Genomic DNA, 23,031 nt, shown 5'->3' on the forward strand with positions numbered 1-23,031 from the left:
ACAAATTCGGACCAACGGTCCCAGGGAGCAAGATGATGAGTGATTGGTGGCGCGGCGGAGTGATCTATCAGGTCTATCCACGCTCGTTTCAGGACAGCAATGGCGATGGCGTGGGCGATTTGCCGGGCATCATCGACCGGCTGGGCCACATTGCCAGCCTCGGCGTCGACTGCATCTGGCTCTCACCCATCACCCAGTCGCCCCAGGCCGATATGGGCTATGACGTGTCCGACTACACCCAGGTCGATCCGCTCTTCGGCTCGCTGGAGGACTTCGACCAGTTGATCACCAAGGCCCATGCTCTGGGTCTCAAGGTCATCATGGACCAGGTTGTCAGCCACACTTCCGACGAGCACCCCTGGTTCGCCGAATCCAGTGTCTCGCGCGATAACGCCAGGGCCGACTGGTACGTCTGGGCCGATGCCAGGTCCGATGGCACCCCGCCCAATAACTGGCTTTCGGTGTTCGGCGGCTCGGCCTGGGAATGGCACACCTCGCGCAAGCAATATTACCTGCACAACTTCCTGACGTCCCAGCCGGACCTCAATTTCCATAATCCCGCGGTGCAGGATGCGGTGCTCGATATCATGCGCTTCTGGCTCGATCGCGGGCTCGATGGCTTCCGCCTCGACACCGTGAACTATTATTTCCACGACGCCAGATTGCGCTCCAATCCGCCGCTCAAATCCCTCAAGGGCAAGCCGGCGACCAACCCCTATGACATGCAGAGCCACAAATACTCCAAGAGCCAGCCGGAGAATGTGACCTGGCTCAAGAAGCTCCGCAAACTGCTCGATCAATATCCCGGCACCACCACCGTGGGCGAGGTGGGCGATGATGAGCGGGGCGTGGAACTGATGAAGCAATACACCTCCGGCACCGACATGCTGCACCAGTGCTATTCCTTCGATTTCCTGGGCCCCAAATTCACCGCCAAACATTTCCGCTCCAAGGTCGAAGGCTTTTTCGCCGATGGCGAAACCGGCTGGCCCTGCTGGAGCTTTTCCAATCACGACGTCATCCGCCACATGACGCGCTGGGCCCCCCATGCCGTGTCACCGGCCGATCTGTCCCGGCAGGCTGCCGCGCTGGTGCTGACGCTCAAGGGATCGGCCGGCCTTTATCAGGGCGAGGAACTGGGCCTGCCCGAAGCCGATATTCTTTATGATGAGCTGACCGATCCACGCGGCATCCGCTTCTGGCCCGAGGACAAGGGGCGCGATGGCTGCCGCACGCCAATGCCTTGGCAACGCGATCTGCCCCATGCCGGCTTTACCACCGGCACGCCCTGGCTTCCGGTCAAACCGGCACAATCTGCCTTGAGCGTGGATGTGCAGGAAGCCGACCCGGACTCCACCCTCAATGCCTATCGGACGCTGCTGGCCTGGCGCAAAACGCACCCGGCGCTGATTACCGGTGACATCGCCTTTTTCAAATGCGACGAGCCGGTGCTCGCCTATCGCCGCTCGGGCGAGGACCAGGATCTGATCTGCGTCTTCAACCTCTCGGCCGAGCCGCGCGTGGTGAAGCTGTCAAAAATGAAACCGTCGCTCGAACCGGTCAGCCACAATGCCACGCTCGAAGGGGCATCACTGCAACTCGGGCCAAATGGTTTCGCTGTTCTTCCCGCACCGGTCGGAGAGGGCAGGGTGGGCTACAAGGCGCGCTAGGGTTACGCTAGGGAACCACGTTTTGGGCAGCGTGGATGACGCTGCCACTCCCGCCGTTCTGGCAGCTCGGCTCACATATACACGCGCTCAAACGATTGGGGGTGGAAGAACTGCATTTCCTCCCCGCTGGGTGTGCGCACGAATGCACGGATGCATCCGCCCCACATTTCGGCGCGGGTGGCATCCACGCCCATGCGGCGCAGCCGCATCAGGTTAAATTCGTTCTGGTCGCTTTCGCTGAACTTGTCTCCCAGGGTCACCCCGAAGGAAATGCTCACGCCCGGCCGGTTGGCCAGGCATTGCGCGGTAGATGCCTGGGCCGTGCCGCAAAGGGCGAGGACAAGCAGGACTGGCGTAACAATTCGGATCATCACTGCAATCTCCTTTGCTCGAATTTCATGCCGCTCAATTGTGGCCGTCTTGCGCCTGTGGCCCAATGCGCCGCACCATTATTGCAACGGCCGGAATGGCAAAACTGAGCAGCAGCAGCCGGATGACATGGTGGGCGGCAATGAATGCGGTGTCATAGCCCAGCGCAATGCCAAGCGCGCCCATGCCCTCAAGGGCGCCCGGCGACAGGCCCAGCCAGATCTGTCCGAACGGCATGTCCACCAATTGCGCGACGCCCAGCGCCATCACCGTGACAACGCTGACGGTCATCGCGGTTGCGATCAGCCCGCCCTTGGCTGCGGCCATGAACTCCGTGCGCGTGATCCCCACGAAACGCGACCCGATCAGCGCTCCGGTCAGCACAAAGGTTGCAACCACCAGCGGGGTCGGCATTGCCTCTGTATAGAGCCCGCCCAGCTTGGCCGCCGTAGCTGCCGCCATGGCGCCCAGCACCATGCCGGCCGGCACCTTGAGCCGCATGAAGATCAGCCCCGCCGCCACGCAGACTGCAGCCAGCAGCGTCAGTTGCAGCGGGCTGAGAAATTCCGATGCCGTCTGGGTCGCGAAATGGTCGATCGGCAGGAACACCGCACCAATCGGCACGGCAATGGTCAGCATCAGAATGCGGATGACCTGGATGATCACGATCTGTCGGGCATTGCCGATGCCCGTGGCGGCAATGCCCATGACAAAGCTCAAATGCCCCGGAAACGAACTGAGATAGGCCGTGCCCGGATCGAGCTTGAACACCTTGGTCAGCATCCAGCCGGTCGTGGCCACGATAATCACCAGTTCGATTGCCAGCGCGGCCAGCGATATTGGCCAGCTCCCCAGCAATTGCAGGCTGTCCGGCGCCACGCTGGCCCCCATCGACATGCCGATCAGCACGAACACCACATTGCGCAGACCATCGGGCAGCATCATGGGGGCCCCGGCCATCGCCGCAATGGTCACGGCCAGCGCCCCGCCCATCAGCCAGCCGGCGGGCAGTCCGAGCAGCATGGCGATACCGCCGCCCGCCGCGGAAACGGCGAGGGTCAGGAGGACACAAAAGATGGTTCGGGAAGAAACGGAAAAGGCTGGCATGGTGCTGCCAGCCTTAGACGATCCGCCGTTCGCGCAAAAGCTTGATCTTTCCGATCAACCCGGCGTGCCTACGCCAGGGGCAGCGCCTTTTCCACCAGCCGCACCCAATAGCTCACGCCCACCGGAATGGCTTCGTCATTGAAGTCATAGGTATCGGTATGCAGCTCGGTCGAATCCCCATTGCCCAGGAAAATATAGGCGCCGGGTCGCTCATTGAGCATGAAGGAGAAATCCTCACCGCCCATGGAGGGTTCTGCTTCGGCGTCGACCTGACCGGCGCCGACTACGTCGCGTGCCACCGAGGCGGCAAACTCGGTCTGCTCGGGCGCATTGACCGTCACTGGGTAGCCGCGCGCATAGCGTACGCTGGCCTCGGCCCCAAAGCTGCGGGCGAATTGCGGGACAAACTCGGCCAGCCGCGTCTCGATGAAGTCCTGCACCCCGCCATCCAGCGTCCGCACCGTGCCGGTGATCTTGGCGGTGCGCGAAATCACATTGTCTGCCTCGCCGGCCTCGACCATGGTGACGCTGAGCACCGCGCTCTGCAGCGGATCGAGATTGCGCGACACAATCGTCTGCAGCGCCGTCACCATCTGGGCGGCAACGATGATCGGGTCGATCGTGGCGTGGGGCCGCGCCGCATGCCCGCCTTTGCCGACAATATCGATGTAGAACCGGTCGGTGGCCGCCATGATGCCGCCGCTGCGAATGCCGAATGTTCCCACCGGCATGCCCGGCCAATTGTGCATGCCATAGACTTCGGCGATGTCGAACCTGTCCAACAGGCCGTCATCTAGCATCACCTTGCCGCCACCGCCGCCCTCTTCTGCCGGCTGGAAGATCAGCGCCACGCGCCCGTCGAAATTGCGCGTTTCGGCCAGATATTTCGCCGCACCCAGCAACATGGCGGTGTGCCCGTCATGGCCGCAGGCATGCATCCGGCCCTGATGGGTGGAGGCATGCGGCAGCCCGGTCTTTTCGGTCATCGGCAGGGCGTCCATATCGGCGCGCAGCCCGATCATCCGATTGCCCGTGCCGCGGCCATTAATGACGGCGACAACGCCCGTTTCCCCTATTCCGGTCACCACCTCGTCGCAGCCGAATGCCCTGAGCTTGTCCGCCACGATGCCGGCCGTCCGATGCACATCAAACAGCAGTTCAGGGTGGGCATGAAAGTCCTGCCGCCAGGCGGCGATTTCGGGCTGGAATTCGGCGACGCGGTTGAGAACGGGCATGCAACAATCCGGGACTCGGGAAAAGAGGGCGCAATGTCTCCGTCCGGGCCCCGGCAGTCAACTCTACACCATGTCGCGCCGGAACACGTGGGCACCTCTTTCCAACATTTCGCGCCAGACCGAACCGATATTCCCCCGCCGCGCCTTGCTCCTTTCGGGCCTTTTTGTCAGAAAGCCGCCAACTCCCGGGGATTGCCCAGAAAAGGTTGGCTATGAAAATTCTCGTCGCGGTCAAACGCGTGGTCGATCACAATGTCCGCATTCGGGTTCGGCCCGATGGGTCGGGCGTCGAGACAAGTGGCGTGCGCATGTCCATGAACCCGTTCTGCAAGCATGCCGTGGAAGCGGCCGTGCAACTGGCAGAGGCAGGGGCGGCAGACGAGATCGTCATTGTCTCCATCGGCCCCAAACCGGCCAATGATGTCATCCTGACGGCCCTGGCCATGGGCGCGCATCGCGGCATTCTCGTCGAAACCGATCAGCCGCTCGAAACCCTGGCCATTGCCAAGCTCCTGGCCAGGGTGGTCGCGGAGGAGCAGCCCGACCTGGTCCTGCTCGGCAAGCAGGCGGTGGATGATGACAGCAATCATGTCGGCCAGATGCTGGCCGCCCTGACCGACCGGCCCCAGGCCACCTTCGCCTCCGAAATCAAGCTCGACGGCACGGCGCTCGAAGTCACCCGTGAAGTGGATTCGGGCCGCGAAACGATTGGTCTGCCGCTGCCCGCCATCGTCACTGCCGATCTGCGCCTCAACACGCCGCGCAACGCTGCCCTGCCCATGGTGATGAAGGCGCGCTCCAAGCCGCTGGCCATACGTCCGGCGACCGAATTCGGCGTCGACCTCACCCCGCGCCTCGCGGTTGAAAAGGTCTCGCCCCCGCCCGAACGGGCCGCCGGCGCCACGGTGAACTCGGTGACCGAACTGGCCGCCATCATCGCCGCCGATGTCAACGAGATGGAGGCGATCTGATGAGCGTTCTGCTTCTCGCCGAGCTCGACGATGGCACCCTCTCGGCCGCCACCGCGCGGACCGTCGCCGCCGCGGCTCAGCTCGGCCCGGTCGATCTTCTGGTCCCCGGTCCCCGCGCCGCTGCCGATCAAGCCACGGCAATCGCTGGCGTCGCCAAGGTCATCCACGCCAAGCAGGCCCTGCTGGCCGACGGCCTGGCCAACCTGCTGGCCGGACTGGCCGAAGGTTACACCATCATTGCCGCCTCCGCCTCGACCACTGGCAAGGATGTGATGCCGCGCCTTGCCGCCCGGCTCGATATCCAGCCGGTCACCGACATCGTCGCTATCGAGGGCGCCAATCGCTTCGTCCGCCCCATCTATGCCGGCAACGCACTCGAAACCGTCACCGACCCGCAACAAAAGCATGTGCTGACCTTCCGCGCCTCGGCCTTCCGCCCGGCGGCGTCGGACAACGCGGCACCGGTTGAAACGCTCGATACCGATATCGCCTCCGCAGCCCGTTTCATCGCCGCCCATCGCACCCAGAGCGACATCCCCGATCTGGCCACCGCGCAGATCGTGGTTGGCGGCGGCGTCTCGGTCGGCTCGGCGGAAGGCTTCAAGCTGGTCGAAGCCCTCGGCAAGACGCTTGGCGCGGCAATCGGCGCCACCCGCGCTGCCGTCGACGCTGGTTATGCTCCCAATGACTGGCAGGTCGGCCAGACGGGCAAGATCATTGCCCCCGATCTCTATATTGCCGTCGGCATTTCCGGGGCGCTGCAGCATCTCGCCGGCATTCAGGGCGCCAGGAAGATCATCGCCATCAACACCGATCCTGAAGCCCCTCTGGTCAAGATTGCCGATGTGGCGCTGATCGGCGATCTCTTCGAAATCCTGCCGCAACTAACGGCGGAACTGGAGAAATCGGGCGTCAGACGCTAGCCCGCCAATTTGCAAAAATTCCTGTGCGGCCTATAAAGGCCGCGCCTTCTCACCGGATCTTCGGAAAAAATGTTCGAAACCCTCTCCAAGGCCCCTGGCGACAAGATTCTGGCGCTCATGGGCGAATACGCTGCCGACTCCCGCCCCACCAAGATCGACCTCGGCGTCGGCGTCTATAAGGACGAAAAAGGCGTAACGCCGATCATGTCCTCGGTCCGCAAGGCCGAACAGCTTATGCTTTCGAACGAGAAGACCAAATCCTATCTCGGCATTGCCGGCAATAAGGGCTTCGGCGCCGCCGTGCTCGATCTTGTGCTGGCCGATAGCGTAGACCGCGCTCGCGTCCGCATCGCCCAGGCCCCTGGTGGCACTGGTTCGCTCTGGGTGCTGATGCAACTGGTCAATCGCGCCCGTCCCGGCGCCACGGTCCATGTTTCCGATCCGACCTGGGCCAACCACAATCCCATCGTCATTGGCTCGGGCCTCAAGGTTGCCACCTACCCATATTTCGATCCCGAAACCCGCGCGGTGAAGGTCGATGAGATGTTGGCCGCGCTGGACAAGCTCGGCCCTGATGATGTCGTGCTGCTGCATGGTTGCTGCCACAACCCCACAGGCGCCAATCTCAACAACGAGCAGTGGGACCAGGTGGCTGCAAGCCTCGCCCGAACCGGCGCGCTGCCCTTCATCGATCTGGCCTATCTCGGCTTCGGCGATGGTATCGAGCCCGATGCCTATGGCACCCGCAAGGTCCTTGCCTCGGTCCCCGAAGCGCTGATCGCCTTTTCCGGCTCGAAGAATTTCGGGCTTTATCGTGAGCGCATCGGCGCCGCCGTTCTGGTTGCCCGCGACGGCGAGCAGGCCGATGTGACCAATTCCCAGCTCCTCAACATCATCCGCGGTGCCTATTCCCAGCCGCCCGATCATGGTGCCGAGATCATCCGCACCATTCTCGAGGACGCCGAATTGCGCGCTGAATGGGAAGCCGAGCTGGCCGACATGCGCAATCGCATGATCGTGCTGCGCGAAAAGCTGGCCGCCGCCATTCGTGAGCGGTCCAACTCAAGCGATTTTGACTTTATCGCCGATCACCGTGGCATGTTTTCGCTGCTCGGCCTCTCGGTCGAGGCGGTTGATCATCTTAAGGCCGAAAACGGGGTCTATATGACTTCGGACAGTCGCATCAATGTTGCCGGCATCCCGGAAGATCGCGTTGGCGATCTGGCCGAAGCCGTTTTGGCCGCCATTCGCTGATCCAGTGGCTTGCGGCAACCCGCGGCCATGTCTACATCTGGTCTAAGCGCCAGACAGAATTCGAGTTTTTAGGAGGGAACGATGAAGTTCTTCGTCGACACTGCAGATACCGCCGCCATCAAGGAGCTTCATGATACCGGGCTGCTCGACGGTGTGACCACCAACCCGTCGCTGATCGCCAAGTCCGGCCGCGACTTCAAGGAAGTCATTGCTGAGATCTGTGCCATCGTGCCCGGCCCGGTTTCGGCCGAAGTAGCATCGCTGGAATATGACGGCATGGTTGCCGAGGGCGAAACCCTGGCCAAGATCGCCTCCAATGTCGTGATCAAGCTGCCCCTGACCATGGCCGGCCTCAAGGCCACCAAGTATTTCAAGGAAAAGGGCGTCAAGACCAACGTCACCCTCTGCTTTGCAGCCAATCAGGCCCTGCTCGCCGCCAAGGCCGGCGCGACATATATCTCGCCCTTCATCGGCCGCCTCGACGACATCAATATCGACGGCATGGAACTGATCGAGTCCATCCGCACCATCTACGACAACTACCAGTTCGAGACCCAGATCCTGGCCGCCTCGATCCGTTCGGCCAACCACGTCACCCAGGCGGCCCTTGCCGGTGCCGATGTGGCCACCATCCCGCCCGATGTCATCAAGAAGCTGGCCCTGCACCCGCTGACCGACAAGGGCATCGAAGGCTTCCTCAAGGATTGGAAGGCCACCGGCCAGTCGATCCTGTAAAGGGCTTTCGCTCCGCTTTCAGACCCCGCCCTTCGATAAGTTCGGGGTGGGGTCTTTTCTTTTTTGGAAATGCGCATGGCCGACACCGATCTCGCCGCCCGGATCAAGACTGCCCTGGCCGACGTCGAAATTCCCGGCGGCGGTGACCTGGCCAGCTATGGCGGCCTTTCCGACGTCATCGTCACCCCCGGCGCCATTGCCTTCGCCATTGCCGTGGCGCCCGGCATGGAGGCTGCCTTCGGCCCGGCGCGCGAGGAAGCTCAGAAGCGCGCCCAGGCGCTGGGCGGCACCCGCAAGGTCATGGTCTCGCTGACCGCCGAAAAATCCAATGCCCCCAAATTCGGCCATGGCGCGGCCCAGCCGCAGGGCAAAACGCGGGTCGATGGCGTCAAGCGCATCATCGCCGTCGGCTCCGGCAAGGGTGGCGTGGGCAAGTCGACCACCGCCGTCAACATCGCCCTCTCGCTGGCCGCCGAAGGCCTCAAGGTCGGCGTGCTTGACGCCGATCTTTATGGCCCCTCCATCCCCAAGCTGCTTGGCATCGAGGGCAAGCCTGCCATTCGCGACGATGGCATTTTTACCCCGCACGACGCCTTCGGCTTGAAGGTCATGTCCATCGGCTCCATGCTGGTGCCCGGCCAGGCCGTGGTTTGGCGCGGCCCCATGGCCACCTCCGGCCTGCGCCAGCTCCTGCGCGAAACCGATTGGGGCGGGCTCGACTGCCTCATTATCGATCTGCCCCCCGGCACAGGCGACATCCACATCGCTCTCTTCCAGCAGACCATTGTCGATGGCGTGGTCATCGTCTCGACCCCGCAGGATCTCGCGCTGATCGACGCGCAAAAGGCCATCGACATGCTGCGCCGCATGTCCGTGCCCGTCCTGGGCCTGGTCGAGAACATGAGCTACTTCATCGCCCCGGACACCGGCAATCGCTATGATATTTTCGGCACCGGTGGCGCCGAAAAGGCCGCGGAACGCCTCGAAATTCCCTTTCTTGGCCCGGTCCCGCTGGTCATGTCGATCCGCGAAGGCTCGGACGCCGGCACCCCCCCACTGGTTACCGCGCCCGACGGCGCGGAGGCCAATGCCTACCGCACGATCGCCCGACGTCTGGTCGCCACCTTGGCGTAGCCAGACGCTGGCGTTCTGAGGCACGTACACCATTTATATCGATTGCTGAAATCGATTGCATAACCTCCCGCGTGAATGTTATCGGCCTTCCCCATAAGGGCTAAATGTCCGCATGGAGGGGATATGTTCTCGTTTGATCGCCGCGATTTCGGCTCCGATTTCACCTTTGGCGTGGCTACCGCTGCCTATCAGATCGAAGGCGGGCAGGGGGACGGTCGCGGCTCGTCCATCTGGGACACCTTTGCGGCCACGCCCGGCAATGTGCACAATGGTGATACGGGCCGTGACGCCTGCAATCATTATGAGCTCTGGCCGCAGGATCTCGACCTCATCCGCGATGGCGGGTTCGATGCCTATCGCTTCTCCTTCGCCTGGCCGCGCCTCATCCCCGAGGGCACCGGTGCCGTCAACCAGGCCGGCATCGATTTCTATGATCGCCTGATCGACGGTATGCTCGAGCGCGGCATCAAGCCCTATGCCACCCTCTACCATTGGGACCTGCCCTCGACCCTGCAGGATCGCGGCGGCTGGATGAACCGCGATATTGCCAACTGGTTCGCCGACTATGCCACGCTCGTCGCCCAAAAATTCGGTGACCGGCTCGAAGCCACCGCTACCATCAACGAGCCCTGGTGCGTCGCCTTTCTCAGCCATTTCCTCGGCGTGCATGCCCCCGGCTATCGTGATCTGCGCGCCGCCGCCCGCGCCATGCATCACGTGCTCTTTGCCCACGGTACGGCCATCGACGCGCTCCGCACGGCCGGCGCGAAGAATCTCGGCATCGTGCTCAATCTCGAAAAATCCGAACCGGCCAGCGACAGCGAGGCGGACAAATCTGCCGCCAACTTTGGTGATGCCGTGTTCAATCGCTGGTATCTCGGCGGTGTCCTCAAGGGCCAGTACCCCAGGGAAATGACCGACTGGCTGGCGCCCTATCTGCCGGCCAATTATCAGGGCGACATGGCCGTGGTCTCCCGCCCGCTCGATTGGCTGGGCATCAACTACTACACCCGTGGCCTCTACCAGGCCTCCTCCGAACCCGGCCGGCCGGCCGAGCAGGTCAAGGGGCCGCTGGAAAAGACCGATATCGGCTGGGAAATCTACCCCCAGGGCCTCACCGATCTCCTGGTCCGCGTGTCCAACGACTACACCAAGCTGCCGATTTACGTCACCGAGAACGGCATGGCCGAAGTCGAGGGCGACAACGATCCGCGCCGCACCAAATACTACGAGGACCACCTCAAGGCCGTGCTCGCCGCGCGCCAGGCCGGCGCTGATGTGCGGGGCTACTTTGCCTGGTCACTGCTCGACAATTACGAATGGGCCGAGGGCTACAACAAGCGCTTCGGTCTCGTCCATGTCGATTACCAAACCCAGAAGCGCACGCCCAAGTCCAGCTATCGGGCGTTCCAGGGGCTGCTGCACAACGCGCGCTGATCCTGTAGGGTTCAGGCTGATTGATACCAGCCTGGGCCCTTTGCAATGGAACAAGAATACGCCGAACTCTCGCCGTCGCTGCTTCGGCTCGAACAGCTTCTCGATGAGGCTGGGGATCAGTCCATGCTGCTTGCCGAGCTGGATGGGTTTCTCTGTTGCCTGGCGGTTGGTCCCGAGCCCATCGCCAGCAGCGAATGGTGGCCCTTTGACTGGCTGACCGACGAACGCGGCGTCCTGCGCAGCGGTAGCGAGGAAATCGCCACCCTGATCGAGGCGCGCCTCGACGAAATCAATGCCGAACTGGCCGCCGACGCCTATGCGCCGCTGTTCGAGGTCGATGAGGAGAGCGACGACATCATCTGGGAGGTGTGGATCGCCGGCTTCCAGCAGGCCATGCTGTTGCGCTTCGAGGCCTGGGACGATCTGTTGCGCGACACCGAGAGCGATATCCGGGGCGAAGCCGCAATGGGATTGGCATCCGCCCTGATGCTGGCCCAGCCCGATACCAGGCCCGACGATACGGCCGGCGACGAGGAATGGGCCGAGTTTGACGAGATGCACGAGGCCATGCCCATGATCATCGCCCGAACTGCAGTCCTGCTCCACCAGTTGCACAAGCCGAACTGAAGAGCCGATTTCAGGCGGCTATTTCAGGCAGCCGCGCCGCCATCAGGGCCTTGGTAAGGCTGTGCTGTGGGGCAGCGAAAAGGCTCTGCGGCGCGCCTTCTTCCACGATTTTCCCCTTCTCCATCACCAGCACCCGGTCAGCCATCGCAGCGACCATGTCGAGATCGTGGCTGATGATGAGATAGGTCAGGCCATGCTCTTCCTGCAGCCGCGATAATAGGTTCAGCACATCGCCGCGCACCGAGACATCGAGCGCCGAAACCGGTTCATCCAGCACCACCAGGCGTGGCCGGGTCACCAGGGCGCGGGCAATGGCCAGGCGCTGACGCTGTCCGCCGGAAAATTCATGCGGATAGCGCTCCAGCATCGTCACGCTCAGACCAACGGCCTCGATGGCCTCTGCCAGCCGCGCGTCGTGCTCGTCCCGCGACAGGCGGCCCAGCAGATGCAGCGGCTCGCCCAGCGAGTCGCCGATTGTCATGCGTGGGTCAAAACTGCTGAACGGGTCCTGGAACACCAGCGACAGGCCGGCACGCAACAGCGGCGGCAGGTTCCGGCCACGATAGGCCGCCCCATCGAACACCAATTGCCCCGCGCTGACATCGTCCAGCCCAACGATCATCCGCGCCAATGTCGTCTTGCCACAGCCGGACGGACCCACCAGAGCGACACATTCGCCCGCCACGATATTAAGCGTAACGCCATCCACGGCGCGGACCGGGGCGTCGCGCCAGGGCCACAGCCCCCCATGGCGATAGACCCGGTTGACACTCTCGACGCGCAGCAAGGGCGCACCGTCGACACGCGCCGCCGCGGCTGGCCTGTCCCGCCGCTGCATCCGGCTGGCCGCCAGCAGCTTACGCGTATAGTCGGCCTGGGGCGCTCTGAACACGTCGCCGGTCTCGCCCTGTTCGACCAGCTCGCCCGCGCGCATCACCCCGACCCGGTCGCACAGCGCCGCCACGGCCCGAATGTCATGGCTGATGAACAACAGCGTCATGTGCCGCCGCTTGCAGATCTCGGCAATCAGGTCGAGCACGGTGCGCTGGGTAATGGCATCGAGCGCCGAGGTCGGCTCATCTGCAATCATCAGTTCGGGCTGGCTGGCCAGCGCAATGGCGATCATCGCGCGCTGCCGCTGCCCGCCCGAGAGCTGGTGCGGAAACCGCCCCACATGCCCGGGGGCCAGTCCCACCTCATCGAGCAGATCGGGCAGGGCCAGCGGCATCACTTCGGAAATGCCGGCCAGGTTGATGGCTTCCTCGATCTGCTCGCCAATTGTCATCAGCGGGTTGAGCGCTGTCATCGGCTCCTGAAACACCATGCCGATGCGCTTGCCCCTCAGGCGCGCCATTGCCCGCTCATTGTCCGGCAGCGGCGTCCCGTCAAACGCGATGCGTCCCGACACCTGCGCCGCCTCCGGCAGCAGGCCGGCAATCGAGAGGGCCGTCAACGATTTGCCCGAGCCGCTCTCTCCGATGATCCCGAACCGATCCCCGCGTGCGATGCGCAAGGATAGGTCCGACACCGCCGCGTGCCCATCAAACCCGATCGTCAGGTGATCGATCTCAACCAGCGCCATGGTTCAATCCTTCATGGCGCAGTCGCGGGTCGATCGCATCGCGCAGCCCATCACCGGCAATATTGAGCGCAATCACGATCAGCACGATGGTCAGCCCCGGCACCACGCTCAGCCAGGGGTGGATCAGGAAAAGGCTCTGCGCATCGCGCAGCATCAGCCCCAGGCTCGTCGCCGGCGGCTGCGTGCCCAGCCCGATATAGGAGAGGCCCGCCTCCGCCAGGATCCCCAGCGAAAGCTGGATCGTGCCCTGTACGATGAGAAGGCTCATGATGTTGGGCAGCAGATGCCGCGCGGCAATCGCCGCATTCCCCAGCCCCGCCAGCCGCGCTGCAGCCACATAATCCTGCGTGGCAATGGCCAGCGCGCCGCCCCGCGCCACCCGCGCAAATACCGGAATATTGAAGATCCCGATGGCGATGACCGCGTTGATCTCGCCCGGTCCGAACAGCGCCGCGATCAGAATGGCCACGATCACCGCCGGAAAGGCAAAGGTAATGTCCGACAGGCGCAGCACCAGCCATTCCACAATGCCGCCCCAGGCCACTGCAGCCAGCCCCAACGGTACGCCCACGCCGATCCCGATGATCACGCCCAGCCCTGCCACCACGAAGCTGGTTAGCGTCCCGCGCATCACCAGCGAAAGTATGTCGCGCCCCAAATGATCCGTGCCCAGCCAATGCTCGGCCACTGGCCCCAGAAAGCGCCGGGCAATGCTGATCTGTTCGATGGGGAACGGCGTCCACCACAGCGACACCAGGCCCAGCAGGGCAAACAGCACTGCTGCCAGGAGCCCGACGACCAGGCTCGGATGCCGCCCCAAAAGTTGCCAGTTCATGCCTCACGCCCCTTCAGCCGCGGGTCGACAAAGGCATAGGCCAGATCGACCACCAGCATGGTGGCGGTGGTCACCACCACCAGCACAATGGTCGCGCCGCGCACCAGCACCAGGTCTCGCTCGGAAATGGCGGTGAAAATCAGCCGCCCCAGCCCCGGCAGGTAGAACACATTTTCCACAATGATTGTCCCGGCGATGAGATAGGCGAATTGCAGCCCCAGAATGGTCAAGACCGGCAACAGCGCATTGCGCACGCCGTGGCGCCAGATCGCCTCGGATTTGGTCATGCCCTTGGCGCGCGCCGTGCGGATGAAATCCTGTTCGGTCACATCGACCAGCGCCGTGCGCATCACCCGCGCCAGGATCGAGGCCTGCGGCAGGGCCAGCGCCAGCCCCGGTAGGATCATCCCGCGCATGGCCGCACCCGCATCCTCGTCCCAGGGAATGAACCCGCCCGTCGGCAGCCAGCGCAGCGTCACCGCAAACACCAGCGTGAGCAGCATGCCGAACCAGAAGTTGGGAATGGCCACCCCGGTCTGCGCCAAAACCATCAGCGCCGTATCGGTCGCCTTGCCCCGCCGCATCGCCGCCAATATGCCAATCGGCAGCCCGACCACCACCGACACCACCATGGCGATCAGCGACAGCGGCAGCGTCACCGCCATCCGTTCGGCAATCAGCTCGGCAACCGGCAGGCGCTGCGTGGTCGAGAGCCCGAAATCGCCCACCAGCATGCCACCGACCCAGGCCAGGAACCGCTCATGCGCCGGCGCATCGAGCCCCATCTGCGTGCGCAGCGCGGCAACCGCCTCCGGCGTGGCATTGATCCCCAGGATGAACCGCGCCGGATCGCCCGGCAACAGGTCGAGCAACAGGAAGATCACCAGCGCCGCGATGAACAGCGTCGCCGCAAACCCGGCCATGCGGCGGACGAGAAAAAAGGTCATGTCAAAGTCGACCCCCACCCGGCCTCCCCCCGCCAGGGGGAGGGGCGCTTGCGCGGTCGCACCTGAAATCCACGGCGCACGACAGCCAGTCCCTGCCCCCACGGGGGGAAGGTCAGGTGGGAGGGTTGGGTGGAGATAAAGTTATTCCACCCAGTGAATGTCGCGCAGCACCACGCCTTCCACGGGCGCGTTTTGCCACATGCCGTCCAGCTTGGCGTTCCACACTCCGGTCTGGGCCAGCTCGAACATATACCCATTAACCGCATCGCGGGCGATAATGGTCTGGATCTCCTGTGCCAGCGCCAGGCGTTCGGCCTCGTCCGTTGTGGCATTGAGCGTCTCGTTGAGGGCCTGAACTTCAGGGTTGTCATAGCCGAAGTAGTAGTCGGGGTTGGCATAGATGCCAATATCGAACGGCTCCACATGGCTGATGATGGTCAGGTCGAAGTCCTTGTTGGCAAACACATCTTCCAGCCACTGCGCCCATTCCATGTTGATCAGCTCAAGGTCGATCCCCACTTCGGCGAACTGGCTGGCAATGATCTGGCCCGACAGGCGCGCATAGGCCACCGGCGGCAGCTTCAGCGTGGCGGAAAACCCGTCCGCATATCCCGCCTCGGCCAGCAGCGTTTTGGCCGCCTCGATGTCATGCGGATAGGTGTCGGTCAGGTCGAGATAATAGGGGTGGTGCGGTGCGAAATGGGTGCCGATCGGCACGCCATAGCCATAGGTTGCCCCATCAATGATCTCCTGCCGGTCCAGCGCATGCGCCATGGCCTGGCGCACCTTGAGATCTGTGAAGGGCTCTTTCCGGTTATTGGTCGATAGAATGGTCTCGCCCTCGGTCGACCCCACCAGCACCTTGAACTGCACATTGTTCTCGAACACGGCCAGCGCCTCGGCGGCGAAATTATTCGTGCCGTCCACATCGCCGGCCAGCAATGCATTGGTCAGCGTCGCCGTGTCCGAGATGAACACGAAGCTCGCGCGGGTCAGGGCCGGCGCCTCGCCCCAATAGGGGCCATATTGCTCCAGCACCACGCGGCTGCCGCGATCCCACTGGATAAAGGCGAAGGGGCCGGTGCCAATCGGCTCTGCACCGTTGTTCTCTGCACTTTCCGGCGCCACGATCACCGCATCGCCCCGGCCCAGATTGAACAGGAACAGCCCGTCCGGCCGCGACAGCGTAAATTCCACCGTCATCGGGTCGATCACGGTCACCGCCGAGATCGGTTCGTAAAGCGCCTTTTGGGCGTTCACGCTGTCTTCGGCCAACAGCCGGTCAAAGGTGAACTTGACGTCCTCGGCATCAAAAGCCGTGCCGTCATGGAAGGTCACGCCCTCGTTAAGCGCAAACCGATAGGTCAACCCGTCGTCCGAAATGGTCCAGCTCTCTGCCAGCCCCGGCTGCACCGCCCCGGTCTGGTCGATCCGCACCAGCCCCTCGAACACATTCTGGTACACCACCACATCGATGGCTTCCGCCGCCCCGGCCGTGGGGTCCAGGGCAGGGGGCTCCAGCGCCACGCCGATGCGGATTTCGGTGGGCTGGGCCAGAACCGGCCCGGCCATCAGCAGCAGGCCCGCCACCGTCAGCGCCAGTGTGTTGCGTGCAGTCATGGTGGTCTCCTCCATCGTGGCCAGATGGTTCCTAGCTATAGAGGAAGTGCGCGCCCTTGCGTAGCGGGGGCTACTCGGCTTCCTCGGCATTTTCGATCAATGGCCGCTCATCGACCAGATCAGCCGGTATTCTGAGCGTGAACAGCATGCCCTCGGGCCCGGCCGGGTCCACCGAAAGCGATACCGCATTGACCGCCAGCAGCGCTCGCGTCAGCGCCAGGCCCACGCTCGAACGCACCGGCGCCAGCACTTGCCCCTCGCGCCCCACGCCATCGCGGAACACCACGAAGCGCTCGGCCATGTCCACCGCATTGACCGAGGCATCGCGCACGTGAATGGCGATTGAGCCGTCATCATTGCGCTGCGCCGAAATCACCACTGCGCCCCCCATCGGGGTCTGGTCGATGGCGCTGGCCAACAGGTTTAGCACCGCCTGCGCCAGCGAGGCCCGGTCAGCCGTGATCCGCGGCAGCATCTCCGAAATCGCATTGCGCACGATCACCCGGGCGCCATTGGCCTGGCTTCGAATGCGCAGCACGCATTGCTCGAGCAGGTCCGTCAGGTCCAGGCTCGCGCGCTGCGGCAGATAGCGCCCATCGCGCAATCGTGCGTAATCGTCCAGCTCATCCACCAGCGCCGCTATTTCCTGGCCTGCCTGGCCGATATCGTCGGCATAGGCGGCGTAGCGCTCGCTATCGAGTTCGCCAAAGGCCTTGGACCGGATGATGTCGGAAAAGCCGATGATCGTATTGAGCGGGCGGCGCACCCCGCGGCTGATCCGGCCCAGCAACGCCGGGTCGATATCGCTGGCCGACCTGACCCGCGCCGGGCTCATCTCGCGCGGCTTGACCAGGCCGAAATAGCCCGAAACAACCCCGGCCTGGCCCAGTGCAAACAACAGGATATCCGCCCTTCCATCGGCCGAGCGCAATGTCAGGCAGGGGCGGGCGGTTTCGGCAAAGCGCGCCGGCCGCTCCAGAAACGCCCGCAACGCCACTGCGTCGTCCTGCCCGACCAGCGCCGATAGCGGCCGCCCGGTCAAAGCCTTGCTTTCGCCCAGCATTGATGTGGCGGCTGCGCTGGCCGCACTTACCATGCCATTGCGATTGGCCTCGACGAAGCCGTCGCCGCGAATTTCGGCAAAGGTCTGTGCAAAGGCCTTCACCGCATCTTCATGGCCCGTGCGCACTTCGGTGGTGCTGGCCGAGAGCATCAGGGCAGGGCGGCCATGCCAGGAGATCGACTGCAGTCGCGCGGTCACCGGCACCAGCGTGCCGTCGCGCTGCACCAGGTGGTTGACCGGCCCGGCCTCCTGTCCTTCGCCACCCAGCACCGGGAAGATCGCGCCCAGCCCGGCCTGGCGCAGACTGTCCACCGACTCATAGCCCACCATTTCGGTAATGGCGCGGTTGGCAAACAGCACCTGCTGGTCGCGGAACACCAGAATGCCCAGCGGCAAACGATTGAGGACCAGCGTTTCGCCGCCCAGATTGATCAGCGCACCAGACCCGCTTGCCCCCTTTACGGTCGGCAGTGCCGGCTCCGCCGGTCCAGTACTGGTCTGGCCCCGTTCGCCCACCCGGTCATTGAGAATGCGCGACAGCTCGTCGAAATTATAGCGCGACACCCGTTCCACTGTCTCGGGGTCGGGCTGCGCATCGGTCTCCGAGGCACTCTCCGTCGGCTCGGTGTCACCCTCTTCCAGTGGGGTAAAGCCACGGCCGGTAATTTTGTAGTATTGGCGCCCCGGCGCCTCGACAGGCGGTCCGGCGGGGGCCAGGTCGGCCGCAAACGGCGGCATGTCGTCTTCTTCGCTCAAAGGCGCATAAAGCGCCTCGTCATCGGCCAGCTTTTCCACCAGGTCACTCAGCCGGCGCGAAACGCCCCGCAATGCCTCGGGCACCTCCGGCGCGTCTCCTGCTTCGGTGTCGTCATCGCCCGCATGCGCGTCGTCATTATCCGCGTCCTGCAGCCTCTGCTCGTCCGACACGGCCGCGATCGCCTCGAAAATGCTTGGCATCGGGCGCGGCTCAGCGCCGTCATCCTCGGTCGAAGCGCCGTCCTGCGGATCAGACCAGCTTTCCGGATTGTCGATCTCAGGGTCGGGGCGATGCGGTTCAGCCGGCTCATAGGCGATCTCGGCATCGCTGTCCTGCCAGCTCTGTAGCTCGTGGGCATAGGCCTCGTCCGCAGCAATAGGGGCCATCCCGCCTTCTGTTTCCGGCGCGGCCTCATCGGCTTCGATCACGGCGTCTGCATCAGTCGGCTCTGCGACGATGCTGTCCTCCGGCACCGCCTGAGCGGCCACGACTTCTTCTTGCGCCTGCGCTGTATCAGCCGGTTCATCAGCGGCAGGCTCTGCCTGCACCGGCTTCATGGCCTCCGCCGCTGCCTGGGCAGGCGCGACGCTGTCTGGGTCTGCCGCGTCCGTATCGGCCCGCGCTGCCGCGATCACCTCTTGGGCAATGGGGTCGACGCCGACGATCAGCAGGACCGGCTCATTATTGTCCCAGCGCAGCGGCGTCGTGGCGCAGGTGGCCGAGGCCGGCTTGTCCCCGGCCAGGAACTGGATGCGCGCCAGGCTCGTCCGGCCGGTCGAGCCGAGCCGGATAATGCGCGCAATCTGTCCCTTGATCGGCACGGCGGGCGCCGGACGCTTGAGGCCGTGCTTCTTGACCTTCGCCAGGAACAGATCGGCCGCCGGATTGGACCAGATCAGCCTGCGGCCATCCTGGGACCAGAGCCATGCCGGGCGTGAATCATCCTCATGCTGCTGCACGCGCCGCGCATCTGGCAATGTGTTCCAGCGGTCATCCATGGACTGCCTTTGTCTGGTCGCGACCCCGTTGATTTGTGCCATTCCGGTACAAACGTCCGAAGTTCCTTAAGTGTTCTTCAATATAGTGCAGCGGCGGGCGAATCCACCCCGGCGGCAGGCGGCATGGGGCCAATCACGGACCATGGTTAAGTGCCCTTTCCTAAGGATTGGTCACGCCGGCCCACAAAATTTGCCCTGGCGGGGGCATTTTTGCGGCACTGTCCACAGCGCAAAATCGGTGCTTGTCATCTCGGCCATCTCGACCTATGTTCCGCCCGCTTTCGGAGCCCGGTCGTTGACTAAGGTTCCCAGCGGGTCCTGCCGCCTTAGCTCAGTTGGTTAGAGCGCTAGATTGTGGATCTAGAGGTCCCCCGTTCAATCCGGGGAGGCGGTACCACCCACTTTTCCTGACATCACTGCGTCAGTCTCAGCGATGAGATGTTGCGGGCAATCTGCTCGAACGCATCGGACAGGTCCGAAGCATTTGCTGCCAGAAAGTAGTTTTCTGCGCTGCTGGCACAATAGCGCAGCACGCTGGCCGCATCGCTGCCTTCGACGATGCCGAAACCGACCGTATAAACCACGATGCCCGTGGAATCATCGTTCATGGCATCGCAATAGGCGCGCGCCTGTTCATAGGGCCTGCCATTATGGGCGTCCCGATTGATCTTCTCATTGTTGCCGCCACTGCCGCTGCCAGTGTTGCGGGAGATCACGCCGTCATAATGCACGGTGTTGAATTCACCGTCCGTCATGATGATCGCGGCCTTGAGCAGGCGTTCGCGCCCATATGCAGCCGGGCGGCTGGCCTCGGGCCATACATAGCCAAAATTGGGCGAGAGCATATACCAGCTCCACAGGATGCCCAGGCTCCCCGAGGTTGAACCTTCGGCCTCAAGATCGTCCGCCAGATCGTGCAGAACATCCTTGTCGGAGGTCAAGGGCACAACCTGGTTGGTCAGGCACCCATTGCTGCCCGGATAGTTCCGGCCCACATAGCTCACGCTGGGCGCCGCATCGGTAAACGCTTCCACCCCGTCCCGCTCGGTGACGCAACTGGTGATCCCATGCAGCGTCGACCAGCCCGACAGATTGGTGAACAGATAATAGTCGCAGCCGACCAAGTCTGTTTGCTTGGTGCAATGCAGCTTGCCCGTGCCAGGACTATAGGTTCCCTGGCCGATCATCGAGTAGCCGTCGAGCCTGAGCGAGTTGGCGGTGGCATTGGTCACCTGGAAGATGCGGTTATTGATCCCATTGAGCCAGGAGACATCTCGGACATAGACATTGTCTCCGTTCGAGAGCCCGTGGTCAGGGGAGGTAATAACCGTCTCGCAGCGCTCCACCAGGCACTGCACGACCTGACCACCCCAGTTGTACCAGTTGTACCAGCGGCTATCGACCCAGTTGCCATTCTGGTCCTTGAGCTCAAACGTATCCCTGGTCCGGTTGGCCACTTGATACGCCCGATTATTGAGCTGATACATTCCGCCCACGTTCCAGATATAAACCCAGTCGTCATTCTGGAAGCCGTGCCGGTCGGAAGTGATCCTTGCCGGATCATCCCTGGTCGCATTGGAGATATTCTTGGTGTCGCCATAGGCCCAGGAAATGGACGTGATGTCGCTTGGGCCGCGGATTGGCCCGCGTAGCGCCTCGGCATAGCTGCCCACATTGATTGCCTGCGAATAGGGAATCAGGGCCATCTTTGTATAGTTCGGCTCCTGCTCGTCCTGTACGATCGCATCGATCAGATCGCCAAGCGCATCCTTGAGGTCTTCCAGCCGCTGCCCGCGCATCGACCCGGTCACGTCAAGCGCAACCGAGACCTCGACATCCACCGCGCCGCGCACGGCCTCTGAGGTGAAGGAAGCGCCAAGCTGGTCGACACCGACCAACCGCACAAACCGCGTGGGCAGAGCAAAATCACCGCCCAGGGTCAGCCGGCCGGCCTCGGTGTTGAAGTCGATCTCGTTGACCCGCGCAGCGGTCACATCGATATCGCCAATACGCTCCAGCACGATGGCCTGGGCCTTGGCCAGCAGGTCCGCCTCCAATTCGCTCTCGGTCAGGCCTGTCCGGTAGATCTCCGGCTGCAGCGCCAGGGCCGCGGCATCGAGCGCCACCTGGGCGCGCTGCCGGGTCTGCTCGAGCGAGACATAGTCCACCGTGGCGCCGCCCAGCGCGATCAGCACAATCGCCATCAGCCCGAACAGCACCGCGAATACGCCGCTTTCGTCCTTGGCAAACCGTTGCAACAGCGGAACAAATCTGGACATCAGGACACCTGGTTGCGCCACGAAGGGATGAGCAGGTCGCACCTTCGCGCAAACTTGTTAGGAAAGAACAACCACCTTGGAGTTGAGCTGCACGCGGCCATAAAGGTCGATCACGTCCTCATTGGTCATGCGGATGCAGCCCGAAGACACGTTCTGGCCGATCGACCACGGCTCATTGGTGCCGTGAATACGGTAGAGCGTTGAGCCCAGATAAAGCGCCCGCGCGCCCAGCGGATTGTCAATGCCGCCCGGCATATGCGCCGGCAGCCCGGGCTGGCGCTTGCGCATCTCGGCCGGCGGCGTCCAGCCCGGCCATTCCGCCTTGCGGCTGACCCGGTGCGTGCCGCGCCATTCGAACCCGTCCCGCGCCACCCCGATGCCATAGCGCAGCGCCCGGCCATCGCCGAGCACGAAATAGAGAAAATGCTGCCGCGTATCGACCACGATGGTGCCGCTGCGCTCATGGGTGGCATAGGGCACCACCTGTCGCAGATAGACTGGCGAGACATGCACATTGGCCTGCAGCGCCAGCGCGTGGCGTGGCCGGCCTTCGGTGATGGTCACGCCGGGCGGTGGCGCAAAGCGCCAGCCGGGGCGAAAGGTTTCCGCCTGGCTGGGCAGCGCTGTGCTCACCAGTGCGAATGTGGCCAGCGCAATGGCCAGCCGGGGCAGGTTTCGGACGATCATGGCCTTGCATCCCCAATAATGCGTTTGGCCGTATTTTCCCGCACAAGCGCAAAGGAGTCCTCAAGCCGCGTGGTTAACCGGGCGTGGTTAGGGGCCGTTAACAAACCCTTGCCACGCTGCCACGAAACGCCTGAATCTAAAGGAAAACCGAGTCGTCCATCTCTTCTGCCGGCGGCAGCACGCGCTGCACCGCCAGGCCCAATTGCTCGGTGGTAAAAGGCTTGGGCAGCACCTCGTTAACGCCCAGTTCCCGGGCCCGTGCAATATTTTCCCGCGAGGGATAAGCCGTCATCAGGATCACCGGTGTGGTCCGGGGCGCGCCAAATCGCGCATCGCGCAGCACCTGCATCACGCCCGCGCCATTGATGTCGGGCATGTACCAGTCCATCAGCATGAAGTGGAATGGCTTGCCCATCAGCTTGAGTATGGCTTCCGCGCCGTTCTCGGCCTCCTCGACATCGGCAATGCCCAGCTTGTTGAGGCCCACCGTGCAGATCGCGCGCGCATAGGTGTTGTCGTCCACCACCAGCGCCCGCAAGCGTCCTGGTATGATCATGCCGCCCCTCCAACGTCGCACGCGCCCAACGCCCAAGGGACGCATGAATTTTTGTGCCAGACTGCCGAAAAATGCCCGCTGGATAGCAGGCAGCGCGGCCCTGTCAATCCGGTCCTTGCCGGGGCCGGATCGGCAAGCGTGTCTTCCAGGCAACACTTGCCACAGAGTGCGACAGACTGACACATCTTGGCTTGCGGCTCACGTGATCGTGAGTTACCCAGATGCCGTCTGCAAAGCCAACCGAG

19 protein-coding genes and 1 tRNA gene are annotated in these 23,031 nt (G+C 63.4%); 9 read left to right on the top strand and 11 right to left on the bottom strand.

Annotated elements, in window-relative coordinates:
- Positions 1-35: 35 nt before the first annotated feature.
- Positions 36-1,670, top strand: coding sequence for an alpha-glucosidase family protein (locus DDE76_RS14850; protein ID WP_104894739.1), 1,635 nt, complete (start codon positions 36-38; stop codon positions 1,668-1,670).
- Between the two features lie 71 nt (positions 1,671-1,741).
- Here the strand turns inward: DDE76_RS14850 and DDE76_RS14855 are convergent, their stop codons facing one another.
- The 3 genes from DDE76_RS14855 to DDE76_RS14865 form a co-directional block, all read right to left on the bottom strand.
- Entirely contained in the window at positions 1,742-2,041 is a 300-nt protein-coding gene (locus DDE76_RS14855; protein WP_104891908.1) for a hypothetical protein, read from the bottom strand.
- Positions 2,042-2,075: 34 nt separating this feature from the next.
- Positions 2,076-3,146 (bottom strand): AbrB family transcriptional regulator, encoded by a 1,071-nt coding sequence (locus DDE76_RS14860; protein ID WP_104891907.1) that lies wholly within the window; start codon positions 3,144-3,146, stop codon positions 2,076-2,078.
- A 68-nt stretch (positions 3,147-3,214) separates the two neighbouring features.
- Positions 3,215-4,381: a M20 aminoacylase family protein gene (locus tag DDE76_RS14865; protein WP_104891906.1), complete on the bottom strand. Its 1,167-nt coding sequence runs from the start codon at positions 4,379-4,381 to the stop codon at positions 3,215-3,217.
- A gap of 212 nt (positions 4,382-4,593) precedes the next feature.
- Between DDE76_RS14865 and DDE76_RS14870 the strand changes: the two genes are divergently transcribed.
- From DDE76_RS14870 to DDE76_RS14900, 7 genes are all read left to right on the top strand, one after another.
- On the top strand, positions 4,594-5,352 hold the full coding sequence (locus DDE76_RS14870) for an electron transfer flavoprotein subunit beta/FixA family protein (RefSeq protein ID WP_104891905.1): 759 nt from the start codon (positions 4,594-4,596) through the stop codon (positions 5,350-5,352).
- Complete coding sequence (locus tag DDE76_RS14875; protein ID WP_104891904.1) at positions 5,352-6,275, top strand: electron transfer flavoprotein subunit alpha/FixB family protein; 924 nt, start codon at positions 5,352-5,354, stop codon at positions 6,273-6,275. Before DDE76_RS14870 ends, DDE76_RS14875 begins: the two co-directional genes overlap by 1 nt.
- A 69-nt stretch (positions 6,276-6,344) precedes the next feature.
- Positions 6,345-7,529: an amino acid aminotransferase gene (locus tag DDE76_RS14880; protein WP_104891903.1), complete on the top strand. Its 1,185-nt coding sequence runs from the start codon at positions 6,345-6,347 to the stop codon at positions 7,527-7,529.
- 81 nt (positions 7,530-7,610) lie between these two features.
- Positions 7,611-8,264, top strand: coding sequence for a fructose-6-phosphate aldolase (gene fsa, locus DDE76_RS14885; protein WP_104891902.1), 654 nt, complete (start codon positions 7,611-7,613; stop codon positions 8,262-8,264).
- A 75-nt stretch (positions 8,265-8,339) separates the two neighbouring features.
- On the top strand, positions 8,340-9,398 hold the full coding sequence (locus tag DDE76_RS14890; RefSeq protein ID WP_104891901.1) for an Mrp/NBP35 family ATP-binding protein: 1,059 nt from the start codon (positions 8,340-8,342) through the stop codon (positions 9,396-9,398).
- 123 nt (positions 9,399-9,521) lie between these two features.
- Positions 9,522-10,835, top strand: coding sequence for a GH1 family beta-glucosidase (locus tag DDE76_RS14895; protein WP_104891900.1), 1,314 nt, complete (start codon positions 9,522-9,524; stop codon positions 10,833-10,835).
- A gap of 45 nt (positions 10,836-10,880) precedes the next feature.
- Positions 10,881-11,462: a UPF0149 family protein gene (locus DDE76_RS14900; protein ID WP_104891899.1), complete on the top strand. Its 582-nt coding sequence runs from the start codon at positions 10,881-10,883 to the stop codon at positions 11,460-11,462.
- A 10-nt stretch (positions 11,463-11,472) separates the two neighbouring features.
- Here the strand turns inward: DDE76_RS14900 and DDE76_RS14905 are convergent, their stop codons facing one another.
- From DDE76_RS14905 to DDE76_RS14925, 5 genes are all read right to left on the bottom strand, one after another.
- The gene (locus tag DDE76_RS14905; RefSeq protein ID WP_104891898.1) at positions 11,473-13,044 is read right to left on the bottom strand and encodes a dipeptide ABC transporter ATP-binding protein; all 1,572 of its coding nucleotides are present in this window, start codon (positions 13,042-13,044) and stop codon (positions 11,473-11,475) included.
- The gene (locus DDE76_RS14910) at positions 13,031-13,879 is read right to left on the bottom strand and encodes an ABC transporter permease (RefSeq protein ID WP_104891897.1); all 849 of its coding nucleotides are present in this window, start codon (positions 13,877-13,879) and stop codon (positions 13,031-13,033) included. The genes DDE76_RS14905 and DDE76_RS14910 overlap by 14 nt, the downstream gene beginning before the upstream one ends.
- Positions 13,876-14,826 carry an ABC transporter permease gene (locus tag DDE76_RS14915; protein ID WP_104891896.1) on the bottom strand — a complete coding sequence of 317 codons (951 nt, stop codon included), beginning with the start codon at positions 14,824-14,826 and terminating at the stop codon, positions 13,876-13,878. The genes DDE76_RS14910 and DDE76_RS14915 overlap by 4 nt, the downstream gene beginning before the upstream one ends.
- A 141-nt stretch (positions 14,827-14,967) precedes the next feature.
- Positions 14,968-16,446 (bottom strand): ABC transporter substrate-binding protein, encoded by a 1,479-nt coding sequence (locus DDE76_RS14920; protein WP_104894738.1) that lies wholly within the window; start codon positions 16,444-16,446, stop codon positions 14,968-14,970.
- 70 nt (positions 16,447-16,516) lie between these two features.
- The gene (locus tag DDE76_RS14925) at positions 16,517-19,264 is read right to left on the bottom strand and encodes a sensor histidine kinase (protein WP_104891895.1); all 2,748 of its coding nucleotides are present in this window, start codon (positions 19,262-19,264) and stop codon (positions 16,517-16,519) included.
- Positions 19,265-19,584: 320 nt separating this feature from the next.
- Here DDE76_RS14925 and DDE76_RS14930 point away from each other — a divergent pair.
- Positions 19,585-19,661: transfer RNA gene (locus DDE76_RS14930), tRNA-His, on the top strand.
- 16 nt (positions 19,662-19,677) lie between these two features.
- On the opposite strand, the gene DDE76_RS14935 is transcribed toward DDE76_RS14930, so the two are convergent.
- The 3 genes from DDE76_RS14935 to DDE76_RS14945 all read right to left on the bottom strand — a co-directional run bounded on the left by DDE76_RS14935 (position 19,678) and on the right by DDE76_RS14945 (position 22,786).
- The gene (locus tag DDE76_RS14935) at positions 19,678-21,543 is read right to left on the bottom strand and encodes a ubiquitin-activating E1 FCCH domain-containing protein (protein ID WP_104891894.1); all 1,866 of its coding nucleotides are present in this window, start codon (positions 21,541-21,543) and stop codon (positions 19,678-19,680) included.
- Between the two features lie 57 nt (positions 21,544-21,600).
- Positions 21,601-22,230 carry a L,D-transpeptidase gene (locus DDE76_RS14940; RefSeq protein WP_104891893.1) on the bottom strand — a complete coding sequence of 210 codons (630 nt, stop codon included), beginning with the start codon at positions 22,228-22,230 and terminating at the stop codon, positions 21,601-21,603.
- Between the two features lie 136 nt (positions 22,231-22,366).
- Positions 22,367-22,786 (bottom strand): response regulator, encoded by a 420-nt coding sequence (locus tag DDE76_RS14945; RefSeq protein WP_157955839.1) that lies wholly within the window; start codon positions 22,784-22,786, stop codon positions 22,367-22,369.
- Positions 22,787-23,031 lie beyond the last annotated feature (245 nt).

This window comes from Devosia indica, assembly GCF_003056405.1.
GTDB lineage: Bacteria > Pseudomonadota > Alphaproteobacteria > Rhizobiales > Devosiaceae > Devosia > Devosia indica.